We start from the raw sequence: 13,830 nt of genomic DNA, 5'->3' as shown, positions 1-13,830 counted from the left end.
TTCATGAATTTTCCACGGCGGCGATAGCCGGCCGTTGATTTGCGGTCCGAAGCTGATTCATGGTCATCGGCTTGGCGTGACGACGATCCGTTCAACGGTATCGCCGAAACCTTGATCCAGCACGGTTTCGGTGCGCGCGGTCTGCGGTTCGATCTTGCTGTCCCTCGACTGGATAATCAGAACCGTGCGTCCGGCTTTTTCAAACTGATCGAGATAGTTCCACTCCACCGGGCCGGAATGCGCGCGCCAGAGTTTTTTCAGACCTCCGTCGTAAGTCAGGCTATCCGCCGCAGTGGTCTGGGGAAACAGCCGAGCAAATTTCAGATCGGACCAGGCCAACCCGAACAGGACTGCCCAGGGTTTGTAGCCTGATCGATAGGCGCCGATAACAACGGGATTTTGATATCGCGCGATGACCTCATTGACCGCCTTCTCGTTCTCCCGGCGCAGCGCACGCTCATTTGCAAATGCCGAAGACATGTTCTGGATGGAGACGACAGCGATGATCGAGGCGACCATTGCTGCAACCACGTATGGCAATTGCCGCCTGGCAAAACGGCTGACTGCCCAAACGATGACGGGCGGTGCTATCGCCACCGCCGGCATCAGGTAATGGATCGCGTAATGTTTCAGGACGAGAAGTATCATCGTCCCCAGCGTCGCAGCGATGACGGCCGCCTTGAGTCGCTCGCCGGACCTCGACAACAGCATCACTGCCGTTACGGCAACTGCCGCGACCACCAGCAAAGGTTCGGCGGACGCGATCAGGCCAGCCCTTTCCGGTATCACGGCCCAGTCGATGAACCCCGCCGCGCCGTCGCCGTGACGACCTTCATGCGTGGCAATGGCGAACAGCCAGCCGAATACGCGTTTCAATTGGCTGATGATGGGCAGTAGAAGGAGAAATGCATACAGAGCGCTTGCCGATATCGCGATGAATATCGCCCGCGGCCGCCTGAGAAGCAGCGTCAACAGCACCAAGGGAAAGAAGTTCACTTTGCTGGCGATGCCAAGTGCGATGAAAAAGCCTGCCGCCCCGGCCCGTCGATCCGAACAGTCTCTGTCGGCAAACAAAACCGGTGTCAGGACACACATCAAGGCGGTTGCGGAAAGACAGAGAATGGCTTCGGGGGCGGCGTGGAAGACCCGGGGAAAAAGCGCTCCGAAAAGAAAATATCCCGTTTGGCAGGCAATGCCGGCCACCGCGAAGCCCGTTGCCCGGGCAATGGCGGCGCCGAGGCAATAGACCGCCATGCAATTCATGACCAGAAACGTCGTCATGATGACGCGGAGGTATTCCTCCGGATTGGTTGCAATGGATACCGGAAATGCCAGCGAGGTCAGCCCGGCCAGCCTTGCGATCGACCATGAAAGGATGCTGATCAGTCCTGTCAGGATATGGACCGGCGTTCCAGGATGGTCGGTGTGAGAAGGATTGTAACCCTTCATCAGGCCGGCACCGTTGAACAAGTACTGGTAGGCGCAGTCGTAGTCCAGGTACTGCAGTCCCGAATAAATGGGACTCATGTAACCGATCATCACAAGACCGGTGACCAGCATGCCCACCGGAAAAATCAGCAACGCGATCGCTGATCCGGACAGGGCATACCAGCGCGACGCGCGACTCGTCATTGTGCTGGTTCGGCCGGGTGGCCGGAGAGTGCCTTCGAATTGCTTGTCTCTGCGTGGCTCACGCCCGAACTCCCCCGCGCCCCTTTTCACAGCGGGACCGTCCTCCCTCCATCTCAGCTATCAAGACGGAGATCAAGTTCCCCGGGAGCCCATGATCGAGGCAGGCGGTCACCCGCTTTTCAGGCGCCACAGCGGCAATGTTCAGAGTTCGCAACGGCGTTCTGGTGCGGTCACGCGAGGAGATCGATGGCGTTCTGGCAGAGGCCGCGTCGGGTTGCACGCGCGCCGCGGGCCGTCGGGGCAAAGAAACGGTGCCAGCACCCATGCAGCTTTTCCCGACGGTCTTCATGCCGAGGAACGGGAACGTGGTGAGCGACGGCTTAAGCCGTGTCCGCGCATTGGAGTAGCTGCCAAGCGTCTGGCAGAACGAAGCCGGCAGCGGCTTCAGACGGCGGGGCGGTGGAGAGGATGGAGACCCGGCGAACGTCAATATTCGCTCGATTCGAGTCACAGGCTCTACGAGCATCATCAACGCCTTGCGCTGATTATCTCAGAGGCAAGGGGAAGCCGGGTGCTTCAGCAGGCGGCGTACCAGCCTTCCGGAAACGGCACCAGCGGCCAGGCCATCTGGTTGTCATTGGCGGCTCTCGGCGGCTCCTCGAAAAGCGGCAGATCGGACAAGAAGTCTTCCTGCGGCGCGGGTTCAATCGCCATCCTGACGCTCTCCAGCAATCGGTTGTATTCAACTTCACTCATGGCGCTCTCCCTCGTTCGAGAGCGCACCATCTCAAAAGTGTCTTGGTTCCAGATTGAACGGATCGCTCAAATTTTATCGATCGAGCGATCGCGGTCGTCTTGGTTACTGATGTCTTGAAGTCCCGCGGGCACACTAGGCGGTTCCGCCCGCGGCCTTTTGTGAGAAAAATCACATTTCGCCGAAAAATCCTGCCGTATTCCGAGATCACCACGGCTTCCACGAGCCGTCAACACGGGAGAACCGCCATGTCCGCAAGGTTTGACCGGGCCTGGGCCAAAGCGAGCCGCGCCAATCTTGCGCTGTCGGCGTCCTTTACGCCCGCGACGCCTGCGCCAGCCACGCCGGCGAAATCCTCAAGCTCCGGGCCATCACCGACTGGTCGCGACGAAAAAAGGCGAGCCTGAGCGAGGCGCGCTGGACGGTGTTTGAGCCGTGAGGGATTGACGCGGGCATCCGAATTGCGGACGTGCTGCGCGCCGCTCGCTTGAGGCGCCTCGGTCTTGCGAAAGATCGAAGGTGTTGGCTCCCCGGGCTGGATTCGAACCAGCGACCATTCGATTAACAGTCGAATGCTCTACCGCTGAGCTACCGAGGAACAGGCGAAACAATCGTTCGCAAGCCGGCTGCGTATAACAAAGCCTTTCGGGCTTGCAAAGGACGAAATAGCCCGTTCCGACGCGACATCAAGAGAGCGGCGAAACTGCCTGCGCCACAACGATTTGTTGCGTTTCCGGGCCGGCGGGCCGCGGCCCCGGTGCCTCGCCGGCGCATTGCCGCCACAGGCGTTTCGCATGGATCAGCCGCCAAAAGGGCCCATTCGCCGACAATCCTGATCGCGCCGGACTTGAACCCTCGAGGTGATTCGATGCCAGACGCCCTGACCGATCTCGCAAAACCGGCGCCATCGATCATTCCCGGCGATATTCCAGCGCTGAGTGACGACGAATGCCTGCTTCGGCTCTCCCGGGCCATCGCCGGGCACGATGCCGACGATCTGGACGAAGTGGCGCGGTTGATCGCGCGGCTGGCGGTGGCCATCGAATAGACCGGCCGGCTGCAGCTGGAACCGCGCATCGGGGAGGGTGGCGCACCATCTCGGGCGGGCGCCGGCGGCGTGTTGCGTTTTGGCGATCCTTGTACCAAAGATGGCGCGCTTCGCCCCTGCGGGCTCGCGCCCGCGCCGCCCGAAAAGGTCTGCCAATGTCCGGTTTTTCGACCGCGCGCCAGAAAATGGTCGATGGCCAGGTGCGCCCCAGCGACGTCACCGATATCCGAATCCTCGACGCCATGATGGCGGTGCCGCGCGAGGCCTTTGTCCCGGCCAGCCAGCGTGCGCTGGCCTATCTCGACCTCGATCTCGACGTCAGCGAGGGAGCTTCGGCCAAACGATTCCTGATCAAGCCGGTTGTCACCGCGAAGATGCTGCAGGCGGCCGAGATCAAGCAAGGCGACAACGTCCTGGTGGTGGGATGCGCGACCGGCTATGCGGCGGCGATCATCGCCAGGCTGGCCGGGCAGGTGACGGCGACCGAGAGCGATTCGTCGCTGGCCGCGAAGGCCGGGGATGTTCTGCCCGGGCTGGGGCTGGCGAATGTGACGGTGCGGGTCGCGGCGGCCGCCGAGGGCGATCCGGCCAACGCGCCCTACGATGCCATCGTCATCAACGGCGCCACCGAGATCGTGCCGGACCGGCTGTATGACCAGCTCAAGGAGGGGGGGCGGCTGGTCGGCGTTTTCGCCACCACCCAGCCGCCGCGGGCCACCATCGTGACCCGCTCGCATGGCGATTTCGGAAACCGGGCGCTGTTCGACGCCGCGGTTCCGGTTCTTCCCGGCCTGGAGCGGGTTGCCGCCTTCGTTTTCTAGGGCGTTCCAGTCCTTGCCGGCCCCCGTGTTGGGGGCTTACCCGTGCTCGGCCGTCCCATGGCCGTCCCATGGCCGTCCCTTGCCAATTGACCAAATTCCGTTCCCGATCCGAAGTGTGGCCCAGATGCCCCACGTCCAGAGTTTCCGTTGCTTGGGGATGCGGGGTGGTTCCGTCGGGCCTATGTGCGGAATAAGGTGAGCCGGGACTCACTCGGACTGCAGCGACGTCCGGCTCATCGTTCGAGCCGGCGAACAAGAATGAATGGATTTCCTGGGATGCGTGGTGTGAAGGTCGTTACCGGAGCTGCGGCTGCGGTCCTTCTGTTGGCATGGATGGGCCCGACGCCGGCCTTGGCCGACACCATCGAGGCAGCGCTGGTGCGTGCCTATCAGAACAATCCGCAGCTCAACGCGCAGCGCGCCTCGGTAAGGTCGACCGACGAGAACGTGCCGCAGGCACTGTCCGGCTATCGTCCCCGCGTCGCGGTCACCGGCAGCGCCGGTTATCAATTCACCGAAACGCTCACCACTGCGGGCGGCACCCCCGAGAAACTCGTCCGAACTGGAAATCGCGGCGCCAACTCGCCGCGCAGCATCGGCGCTACGGTGACGCAGACGCTATTCAACGGACAGCAGACCGCGAACCGGACCCGCGCGGCGGAGAGCCAGGTTTCCGGCGCGCGCGAAGCGTTGCGGGTGCTCGAACAGACCGTGCTGCTGCAGGCCGCCACCATCTACATGGATTATCTGCGCGACTCCGCGATCGTCGAGGTGCAGAAGAGCAACGTCCGCGTTCTCGAACAGACCTTGAAGCAGACCAAGGACCGCTTCAGCGTCGGCGAGGTTACCCGCACCGACGTCGCGCAGTCCGAGGCGCAACTTGCCGCGGGCAATACCCAGCTGCTGACCGCCGAAGCCAACCTGAACACGACGCGATCGAACTTCCGCCGCATCATCGGCAACGAGCCGGTCGCGCTCGCGCCGGGGTCGCCGGTCGATCGGTTTCTGCCGGGAACGCTTGCCTCCTCGGTCGATCTGGGGTTGACGCAAAATCCCAACGTGACCGCCGCGATGTTCGGCATCGACGTCAGCTATCTGCAGGTCAGGGTCAACGAAGGCGCGCTGTTGCCGACGGTAACGCTGCAAGCCTCGGTGCAGCAGTCCCAGGAACAGACCATGACGATCCAGCGTTCGTTCGGCGCGTCGGCGATCGCGCAGCTGTCGGTTCCGGTCTATCAGGGCGGCGCCGAATACGCGCTGATCCGCCAGTCCAAGGAAACCCTGGCGCAGCAGCGCCTCAACCTCGAACAGGTCCGCGACCAGACCCGCGCCAACGTGGTGACGGCATGGGGACAACTGGTGGCGGGCAAGGCGCAGGTCCAGTCGGCCCAGTCGCAGGTGTCGGCATCCGAGATCGCGCTCAACGGCGTGCGCGAGGAAGCCAAGGCCGGACAGCGCACCACGCTCGACGTGCTGAACGCCCAGCAGGCGCTGGTCAACGCCCGCGTCGCGCTGGTCACCGCACAGCATGATCGCGTGGTCGCGTCCTACTCCGTGCTGGACAAGGTCGGACGGTTGTCGCCGGTGGTGCTGAAGCTTCCCACCACCGTCTATGACCCCAGTGTGCATTATCACCAGGTCCGCGACAGCTGGTTCGGTGTTCGCGTTCCTGACGGCCGCTGATTCTCACCATCGCTGCATGACCATAGGCCGCCTCCTCGAGCGCTCGCGAGCGTGAAAGAGGGGCGGCGCGTTGCTTGCAATCAATTGTTGCCATGCCATACCGTTATTTGAGGCAGCAGGGCGATTCGCGCCGCATCTGACACAGCAAAAGGCCGCGACGCTTCGGTGCCCTGAGCGGGGCGGGGTCCCGAACAATGTGTTGGGCGGCGCTTGATCTGGGGACAAGTCAGGCTTGAGCGGTGAAAATCCCGGCCTGCATCTCCAGAACCGGCAAATCCTGTCTGGCTTGGTGTAAAACGCACCGGAGGGCGTTGATGATGTGGAGTCGGCGATGACGCAACCTGCAAAGGTCCAGGAACCCTCGATGGAGGAGATTCTGGCGTCGATCCGTCGTATCATCGCCGACGACGAAGCCAAGCCGCCGGTTGCCGAAAAACCCGCCAGTCCGGCGGCCCCTGCGAAGCCTGCCGCGGCGGCGCCAGCGGCCAAGCCTGCCGCCATGGCCGACATTCCGCCGTCGGCGATTGCCCCGGCACCGAAGCCCGCCCCCCCGCCGGCCAAACCCGCAGCCCCTCCCGCGGCACCCGCGCCCGCCGTATCCAACAGCCAGGACGACATCGACGCCCTGCTCAACGGCCTCGACGAGGCGACCGTGCCGGAGGAGATCCGTCCGCCCTTGCCCGACGGTGATGTGTTCGAACTCACCGACGACATGGCGGTAGCGATGGAGCAGGCACCACCGCCGCCCCCGCCGCAAGCTTCGTTCCGGAAGGTCGAGCCGCAGGACGATCTGGAATTTGCCGAGAGCGCAGCGCGCGCGGCACCACGGCAGCCTGCCTACGAACCCCCGCCGTTTGAAAGTGCCGCGCCGGTCCAGCAGATTCTGTCGCACACCACCGTGTCCGCCGTTGAATCCGCCTTCAACTCGCTCGCCAATACCGTGCTCAGCAACAATGCGCGGACGCTGGAAGACCTGGTCAAGGAAATGCTGCGGCCGATGCTGAAGAACTGGCTCGACGACAATCTGCCGGGCCTCGTCGAGCGGATCGTGAAAGCGGAAATCGAGCGGGTTTCCCGCGGCGGTCGTTAGGGCGTTTTCGGTCCGACCTGCGGGACCTCGGCCGCCAAGGGCCAATACCGGCCCTCATTCAGTCCCGGATCCGGCCTAATCCTGCGTCCGGTGTGCGTGTCATGTTGACTTGTCAGGTTGACTTGGCGCGTTCCGGCGGCTTTCTAGCCCGTTCCACAGCCCCAAAGATTGCATCTCCCGATGATCGAGAAGAACTACCAGCCCGCCGATATCGAAACCCGTATGGCCCGCCTGTGGGAGGAAGCCGGGGCGTTCAAGGCCGGTCGGCCCGAGCGACGTGACGCAAGACCCTTCACCGTCGTGATCCCGCCGCCGAACGTGACCGGCTCGCTGCATATGGGGCACGCGCTCAACAACACGCTGCAGGACATTCTGTGTCGCTTCGAGCGGATGCGCGGCCGCGACGTGCTGTGGCAGCCCGGTACCGATCACGCCGGCATTGCCACCCAGATGGTGGTCGAACGGCAGTTGATGGAGCGCCAGGAACCGGGCCGCCGCGACATGGGCCGCGCCAAATTCCTCGAGCGGGTCTGGCAGTGGAAGGCCGAGAGCGGCGGCGTCATCGTCAATCAGCTGAAGCGGCTCGGCGCCTCCTGCGACTGGTCGCGCGAACGCTTTACGATGGACGAGGGCCTGTCGCGCGCAGTGGCAAAAGTGTTCGTGGAGCTGCATCGCGAAGGGCTGATCTACAAGGACAAGCGGCTGGTGAATTGGGACCCGAAATTGCTGACCGCGATTTCCGATCTCGAGGTGCAGCAGATCGAGGTCAAGGGCAGTCTCTGGTATCTGCGCTATCCGCTGGAGGGCAAGGCTTTCAATCCCGAGGATTCTTCCAGCTTCATCGTGGTCGCCACCACGCGGCCGGAGACGATGCTGGGCGATACCGCGGTCGCGGTGAATCCGGACGATGAGCGCTATGCCGACCTGGTCGGCAAGCACGTCATCCTGCCGCTGGTCGGGCGCAAGATTCCCATTGTCGCCGACGAATATTCCGATCCCGAGAAAGGCTCGGGCGCCGTGAAAGTCACGCCGGCGCATGACTTCAACGATTTCGAGGTCGGCCGCCGACATAACCTGCCGCAGATCAGCGTGCTCGACCAGGAGGGCTGCCTGGCGCTGCTCGACAACGAGGATTATCTGCGCGGCCTGCCGGAAGGCGCCTCGCAGCTTGCGGAAGAACTACATGGCATCGACCGGTTCGCAGCGCGAAAACTGATCGTGGCGCGGCTGGAGGATTTCGGCTTCCTGGAGCGGATCGAGCCCAACACGCATATGGTGCCGCATGGCGACCGCTCCGGCGTCGTGATCGAGCCATATCTCACCGACCAGTGGTACGTCGACGCCCACACCATGGCGCAGCCCGCCATCGCGGCGGTGCGCTCGGGCGCGACGAATTTCGTGCCGAAGAACTGGGAAAAGACCTATTTCGAATGGATGGAGAACATCCAGCCCTGGTGCATCTCGCGCCAGCTCTGGTGGGGCCATCAGATTCCGGCGTGGTACGGGCCGGATGGCAAGGTGTTCGTCGCCGAGAGCGAAGAGGAAGCGGTCGGCAATGCGCTCGGCTATTACGTCGAGCAGGAAGTCATCACGCCGGAGCAGGGCGACGAGATGGCGCGAGATCCGGACAAGCGCGAGGGGTTCATCACCCGCGACGAGGACGTGCTCGACACCTGGTTCTCCTCGGCGCTGTGGCCGTTCTCGACGCTGGGCTGGCCCGACGACGAGACCGATGTGGCGCGCCATTACCCGACCGACGTCCTCGTCACCGGCTTCGACATCATCTTCTTCTGGGTCGCCCGCATGATGATGATGGGCATGCACTTCATGAAGGATGTTCCATTCCCGACGGTCTACATCCACGCCCTCGTCCGCGACGAGAAGGGCGCCAAGATGTCGAAGTCGAAAGGCAACGTCATCGACCCGCTGCATCTGATCGACGATTACGGCGCCGACGCGCTGCGCTTCACGCTGGCGGCGATGGCGGCGCAGGGCCGCGACATCAAGCTCGCTTCCCAGCGTGTCGAGGGCTATCGCAATTTCGCGACCAAGCTGTGGAACGCCTGCCGCTTTGCGGAGATGAACGGCTGCGCGCTGCCGGTCGATTTCGACGCCACACAGGCGACGCAAACCTTGAACCGCTGGATCGCGCACGAGACCGCGCGCGCCACGCGCGAGGTCACCGAGGCGATCGAGGCGTATCGTTTCAACGACGCCGCCGCGTCGATCTATCGCTTCGTCTGGAACGTGTATTGCGACTGGTATCTCGAGCTCGCGAAGCCAGTGCTGATGGGCGAGGAGGGCGCCGCCAAATCCGAAACCCTTGCCATGGTGGCGTGGGCGCGCGACGAAATTCTGAAACTGCTGCACCCGTTCATGCCCTTCATCACCGAGGAATTGTGGGCGGTGACGGCCAAACGCGACGGCCTGCTGGTCTTGACGGAATGGCCGCGCAAGGCCGGCCTCACGTCGGACGAAGCCGTGATGATGGCGACCACCAGCCCGAACGACGGGTTGCTTCCGCCCGTGCTGCTGGCGCTCGACACCGGCGATTTCAGCGACCCCGCCGCCGAAGCCGAGATCGGCTGGGTGGTCGATCTCGTCACCGCGATCCGTTCGGTGCGCGCGGAGATGAACATCACCCCGGCGACGCTGACGCCGCTGGTGCTGGCGGGCGCCTCGGACGAAACCAAGGGGCGCGCGCAACGCTGGAACGACGTGGTCAGGCGGATGGCGCGGCTCGGCGAGATTTCCTTTGCCGACCGTCCCCCGGAAGGCGCGGTGCAATTGCTGGTGCGCGGCGAGGTCGCGGCCCTGCCGCTCAAGGGCGTGATCGATCTTTCCGCCGAGAAGGCGCGGCTCGACAAGGAACTGGCCAAGGCTGAGGCCGACATCAAGCGCGTCGATGCCAAGCTCGGCAACGAGAAATTCGTCGCCAACGCCCCGGACGAGATCGTCGAGGAAGAAAAGGAAAAGCGCGAGGCCGCGGTGGCGCGAAAGGCCAGGATCATCGAGGCACTGGAGCGGCTGAAGAACGCGGCTTGACGGACGTTGTGAGAGGTTACGTCAGTAGCGTGCGACCACCGGCTCACCGAAGCGGTAGTTGAGCCGGGCGGTGGCCTGATCGACGGTCAAACGTGAACTTCCAGTGCCGGTGGCGAAGGTGGTGCCGAACCCGTCGGGCACGGTGAAGCTGGTCGCGCGGTTGCCAAAATCGGTATGGCGGTACTCGCCGGCGACGCTTCAGTTTTGGCTGAACGCCCATTCGATGCCGCCGCCCACTGTCCAGCCCCAGCGCGTGGTCGAGCCGCCATTGCTTGCCGAGAACGTTCCGGCCGGGATGGCGATGCCGGGTCCGTTGACGACCGTGGTCGTGGAGCCGCCGATTTCGGCAACGGCCGCGCCGCCGGTGACGTAGAACAGGGCGCGATCGGCGGCAAAGCCGAGGCGTCCGCGAAACGAGGCCATCCAGTCGATATGGCCGAAATCAACCGTGACGGTTTGGCTGACCGTGGCGAGGATGATCGGGGGGCCGAAGGTGCGCGTGGCGCTACCGCTTGTATCCTTCAGATCCGTGCCGACCAGGTCGGCTTCGACACCGAGGACGAACTGATTGAATTGCCAGTTATAACCGATCTGGCCGCCGCCGATGACGCCGCTGCTGTTGCCGTTGCCGGCGAGCGTGCCCAGTTGTCCTGGAAAAAGGGTTGGTATCGCCGCCTGCGGCGCAAGGACGATAAAGCCCGGCCACAGTGGTCCGAAATCCGAGCTACCGCTCTCAGGAGTCCACCCTCCGCCGACATTGGCGCCGACGTAGAAGCCGGTCCAGCTGAAGGCTGCTGGAGGAGGTGCTATCGGCCGCGCCTTGACTGCCATGTCGGCGGCACCAGCCGGCACGACACCGGCAAACAACGCACTGCCCGCAACTGCCGCGATTGCGATTCCACGCATGTCTGTCCCCCGTCCCCGTGCACGGTAACAAGACACCAGGTAGCGAATTCCTGGCCGTGCAATCTATGAGTTCAATTAGAATGGGAGTCGCTGAAGTCCGCACCTGTCAAATGGCTAGTTCCCACCGACCCGCACAACCAGAGCGACGATTGTTTCTGGATGTTGCATTTCCGCACTAATCGCAGTGAACTATCGTCAGCGGCCTTGCGGCGATGGAACCGCGGCGACGCCCCTTGGCTCAGGTTTTTTGGATCAAGTTTTTTTTCCGGGGAGACCCGGGCGCTTCATTGCCACTCATTGCCACGAGACGACCGATGATGGACGCGGCAGAGGTCTCCGGAATACTCGATGCGGTGTATGAATCGGCGGTTTTTCCCGACCGCTGGCCGCAGGCTCTGGAAAGACTGGGACAGGCCTTCGACTGCAGATGTGTCGCGCTGATCGAGCGAAATCTTCGTACCCTCGAAGCCAGGGTCGAGACGTCAGGCGTCGATGCTTCCAGCCAGCGCGAGTTTCTCGATGTCTGGAGCGCGCGCGACCTCGTGCGCCTGCGAACCCGGGAATGGCGGCCCGGCGCGATCGACATCGATCAGCAGATCGTGCCGAAGTCCGAGCTGCTCGCGAGCGACTATTACAACGGCTTCATGAAGCCGCGAGACATGCACACGGTGATGCGGTTGACGCTGGCGCACCGCAATCGATTTCTCACCATCATCAGCCTGGTACGTCCGCGTTCCGCCGACGAATTCGACGCCGCGGCGATCGAGCGATGCCGGGTGCTGATGCCGCATCTGGAGCGTGCGGCCCATATCCGTTTCCAGGCGCAAGACGCCGGCGCGATGCTGGGCGGGCTTTCCGATGTTGTCGACCGCTCGGTCACGGCGATGTTGTTGCTGCAGCGCGACGGGCGGGTGAAATTTGCCAACAGGGCCGCGCGCGCCATGGCGGCATCAACGGATGCGTTTCTGCTTCGCAGCGATCAGTTTGAAATTCTGGATCGAAACGACGATGCCGCGTTTCAGCGTCTGGTTGCGGGAGCGGTAGGCGCGCTGCAGGGCTTTGACGCGCCGCGCGGCGGGGTCATGCGCCTTGCGCGCCGCTCAGGCAAGGGGCGCTACACCGTCACCGTTGCGCCAGTCAAACGTGAGGCATCGTGGATCGGACACGAGCCGATGGCGCTGGTGCTGGTCGCCGATCCCGATGTCACGCCGATACCGCCAAAGGAAGTGCTGGCCCAGTTGTTCGGCTTCACGGCAGCGGAAACGCGGGTCGCGGAACGGTTGATGATGGGCGACAGTCCAGAGCAGGCCGCGGCTTTCCTGCACGTGAAGACCGCGACCGCGCGCTGGCATCTGGCCTCCATGTACCGCAAGACAGGCACCAACCGCCAGGCGGAACTGGTCAGGCTGTTGCTGTCGCTGGCGATGATGTGAGCTGAACGACCCGACGGGCAAATCACTTCGGTTTATCGGAAGTCGTGTCAAGCCCCCAGTGAAAAAAGATTTCTGTTTTACAGAAATAAAAATCAAACTATATCGATAGCCATCCCGTCCCATCCAGAGGGGCGTTGCGCAAGGTCACCGATGCGGGACGGGGATGCAGTGGACGCGGAGGGCGCTCCTGACCAGGGGGCCTGAAGTGGACGGCGAAATCGTGTGGTCCCGACACCCCAAAGGCTGGTGTCAAGTTCGCAGCTAAGGAGCGCGGGCGACGGTGGCAAGAGTGCAGGGCTCACCGAGGAGATCACCTATAAGCCGTAAACCATTGCGCGGGGAGTGCCGGGTGATTCCGGTGTGACCTGACTAACGCGTGTGCTTACTACCCACTACCATTGCACACGCGGCGATCGGGCGCATCGGGCGCCCGGCCTCCCCGCGCCCTCTGACTGGAGAGGGCGGGAAGTTGAGAGCAAACCTCGGGCGAAACGCGCCGCGAGAACGCGAAGGCACGTCTTGCTGACACACCCACAGCTGTCATCGTCCGGCTCGACCGGACGACCCAGTATCCCAGAGACGGTAGCGCTTAAACCGGGGAGCCGCGGCGTACTGGATCCCCGCATGCGCGGGGACGACGATCCCGGGTGTAGCGGCAGTACGCCACCTGCATCACGCCAGTTCTCAAAACCGCTTGCTGAGAAACCTCGAGCCCTTCAACCCATATCGCCACGGCAATTCCACAGCCTTGGTGATGCCGACCCGCAGCCCCGCAACGATGTCAGGCTTTTTTGTTCGCGCATACAGCGCGATCGGCGGCGTATCGAGCGCGAGGCCATCATGCGCATGGGTGATCGCCAATGCTTCGGTCAGCTTGCCTGGGCCGGAACACAGTGCGCGCTCATCTTCCAGGCCGCGCCGCCGGCGCATCGCCGCCAATCCGTGGGTCGGCTCCAGCGCGCGGATCAGCACCGCGCTGGCCGAGCCTGCCTTCTCGCAGACGAAGTTGACGCACCAGTGGATGCCGTAGGAACGATAGACATAGGCAAAGCCGGGTGGGCCGAACATCACGAGGTTGCGCGGCGTCGGTCCGCGGAACGAATGCGCGGCGGGATCGGTGTGGTGATAGGCCTCGACCTCGACGATGACGCCACCCACGCCATCGACCAGCAGCGTGGCGCCGATCAGGTCGGGCGCCACCTCATGCACGCTGCGCGCGAAGAAGGCGCGCTTCAACGGCCTGCCCGGATCGGCGGCGGTCGGGACCGGGGGGGTGCGGCTTCGAGCCATTCAAATCGGGGCTGGGGAGGGTGGAATGCGTCTGCCAAGGCAATATGCTAAAGCTTGGCTGCCAACAAGCCGGGCGGTTGCGATTCCCCTTCAAGCGGATTAGCTAAGCCTCGAAGGGATATCAACAT

The 13,830-nt window shown here is 63.4% G+C and carries 10 protein-coding genes and 1 tRNA gene; 6 read left to right on the top strand and 5 right to left on the bottom strand.

Annotation, left to right across the window (positions count from 1 at the left end):
- Positions 1-63 precede the first annotated feature (63 nt).
- The 3 genes from Q7U29_RS18230 to Q7U29_RS18220 form a co-directional block, all read right to left on the bottom strand.
- On the bottom strand, positions 64-1,632 hold the full coding sequence (locus Q7U29_RS18230; RefSeq protein ID WP_304743759.1) for a hypothetical protein: 1,569 nt from the start codon (positions 1,630-1,632) through the stop codon (positions 64-66).
- Between the two features lie 576 nt (positions 1,633-2,208).
- Entirely contained in the window at positions 2,209-2,388 is a 180-nt protein-coding gene (locus Q7U29_RS18225) for a hypothetical protein (RefSeq protein WP_304743758.1), read from the bottom strand.
- Positions 2,389-2,909: 521 nt separating this feature from the next.
- Positions 2,910-2,984, bottom strand: a tRNA-Asn gene (locus tag Q7U29_RS18220).
- Positions 2,985-3,254: 270 nt separating this feature from the next.
- Between Q7U29_RS18220 and Q7U29_RS18215 the strand changes: the two genes are divergently transcribed.
- From Q7U29_RS18215 to Q7U29_RS18195, 5 genes are all read left to right on the top strand, one after another.
- Positions 3,255-3,434, top strand: coding sequence for a hypothetical protein (locus Q7U29_RS18215; RefSeq protein ID WP_304743757.1), 180 nt, complete (start codon positions 3,255-3,257; stop codon positions 3,432-3,434).
- A gap of 155 nt (positions 3,435-3,589) precedes the next feature.
- Positions 3,590-4,255 (top strand): protein-L-isoaspartate O-methyltransferase, encoded by a 666-nt coding sequence (locus Q7U29_RS18210; RefSeq protein ID WP_304743756.1) that lies wholly within the window; start codon positions 3,590-3,592, stop codon positions 4,253-4,255.
- Between the two features lie 276 nt (positions 4,256-4,531).
- Positions 4,532-5,938, top strand: coding sequence for a TolC family outer membrane protein (locus Q7U29_RS18205; RefSeq protein ID WP_304743755.1), 1,407 nt, complete (start codon positions 4,532-4,534; stop codon positions 5,936-5,938).
- 331 nt (positions 5,939-6,269) lie between these two features.
- The gene (locus Q7U29_RS18200; protein ID WP_304743754.1) at positions 6,270-7,028 is read left to right on the top strand and encodes a PopZ family protein; all 759 of its coding nucleotides are present in this window, start codon (positions 6,270-6,272) and stop codon (positions 7,026-7,028) included.
- Between the two features lie 180 nt (positions 7,029-7,208).
- Entirely contained in the window at positions 7,209-10,073 is a 2,865-nt protein-coding gene (locus tag Q7U29_RS18195) for a valine--tRNA ligase (protein ID WP_304743753.1), read from the top strand.
- Positions 10,074-10,271: 198 nt separating this feature from the next.
- Here the strand turns inward: Q7U29_RS18195 and Q7U29_RS18190 are convergent, their stop codons facing one another.
- Positions 10,272-10,979 (bottom strand): outer membrane protein, encoded by a 708-nt coding sequence (locus tag Q7U29_RS18190; RefSeq protein WP_304743752.1) that lies wholly within the window; start codon positions 10,977-10,979, stop codon positions 10,272-10,274.
- Positions 10,980-11,293: 314 nt separating this feature from the next.
- Here Q7U29_RS18190 and Q7U29_RS18185 point away from each other — a divergent pair, with 314 nt between their 5' ends.
- Positions 11,294-12,412: a hypothetical protein gene (locus Q7U29_RS18185; RefSeq protein WP_304743751.1), complete on the top strand. Its 1,119-nt coding sequence runs from the start codon at positions 11,294-11,296 to the stop codon at positions 12,410-12,412.
- Between the two features lie 684 nt (positions 12,413-13,096).
- Here the strand turns inward: Q7U29_RS18185 and Q7U29_RS18180 are convergent.
- Positions 13,097-13,702, bottom strand: coding sequence for a DNA-3-methyladenine glycosylase (locus Q7U29_RS18180; RefSeq protein ID WP_304743750.1), 606 nt, complete (start codon positions 13,700-13,702; stop codon positions 13,097-13,099).
- Positions 13,703-13,830 lie beyond the last annotated feature (128 nt).

It is taken from the genome of Bradyrhizobium sp. (assembly GCF_030654605.1).
Classification (GTDB): Bacteria; Pseudomonadota; Alphaproteobacteria; order Rhizobiales; family Xanthobacteraceae; genus Bradyrhizobium.
The sequence above is the reverse complement of the archived record's forward strand: the minus strand, read 5'-3'. Positions and strand labels throughout refer to the sequence as shown.

Coding starts and splice junctions, on each gene's coding strand:
- Q7U29_RS18230 (WP_304743759.1), bottom strand. CDS start 1,632: ATGACGAGTCGCGCGTCGCGCTGGTATGCCCTGTCCGGATCAGCGATC.
- Q7U29_RS18225 (WP_304743758.1), bottom strand. CDS start 2,388: ATGAGTGAAGTTGAATACAACCGATTGCTGGAGAGCGTCAGGATGGCG.
- Q7U29_RS18215 (WP_304743757.1), top strand. CDS start 3,255: ATGCCAGACGCCCTGACCGATCTCGCAAAACCGGCGCCATCGATCATT.
- Q7U29_RS18210 (WP_304743756.1), top strand. CDS start 3,590: ATGTCCGGTTTTTCGACCGCGCGCCAGAAAATGGTCGATGGCCAGGTG.
- Q7U29_RS18205 (WP_304743755.1), top strand. CDS start 4,532: ATGCGTGGTGTGAAGGTCGTTACCGGAGCTGCGGCTGCGGTCCTTCTG.
- Q7U29_RS18200 (WP_304743754.1), top strand. CDS start 6,270: ATGACGCAACCTGCAAAGGTCCAGGAACCCTCGATGGAGGAGATTCTG.
- Q7U29_RS18195 (WP_304743753.1), top strand. CDS start 7,209: ATGATCGAGAAGAACTACCAGCCCGCCGATATCGAAACCCGTATGGCC.
- Q7U29_RS18190 (WP_304743752.1), bottom strand. CDS start 10,979: ATGCGTGGAATCGCAATCGCGGCAGTTGCGGGCAGTGCGTTGTTTGCC.
- Q7U29_RS18185 (WP_304743751.1), top strand. CDS start 11,294: ATGATGGACGCGGCAGAGGTCTCCGGAATACTCGATGCGGTGTATGAA.
- Q7U29_RS18180 (WP_304743750.1), bottom strand. CDS start 13,702: ATGGCTCGAAGCCGCACCCCCCCGGTCCCGACCGCCGCCGATCCGGGC.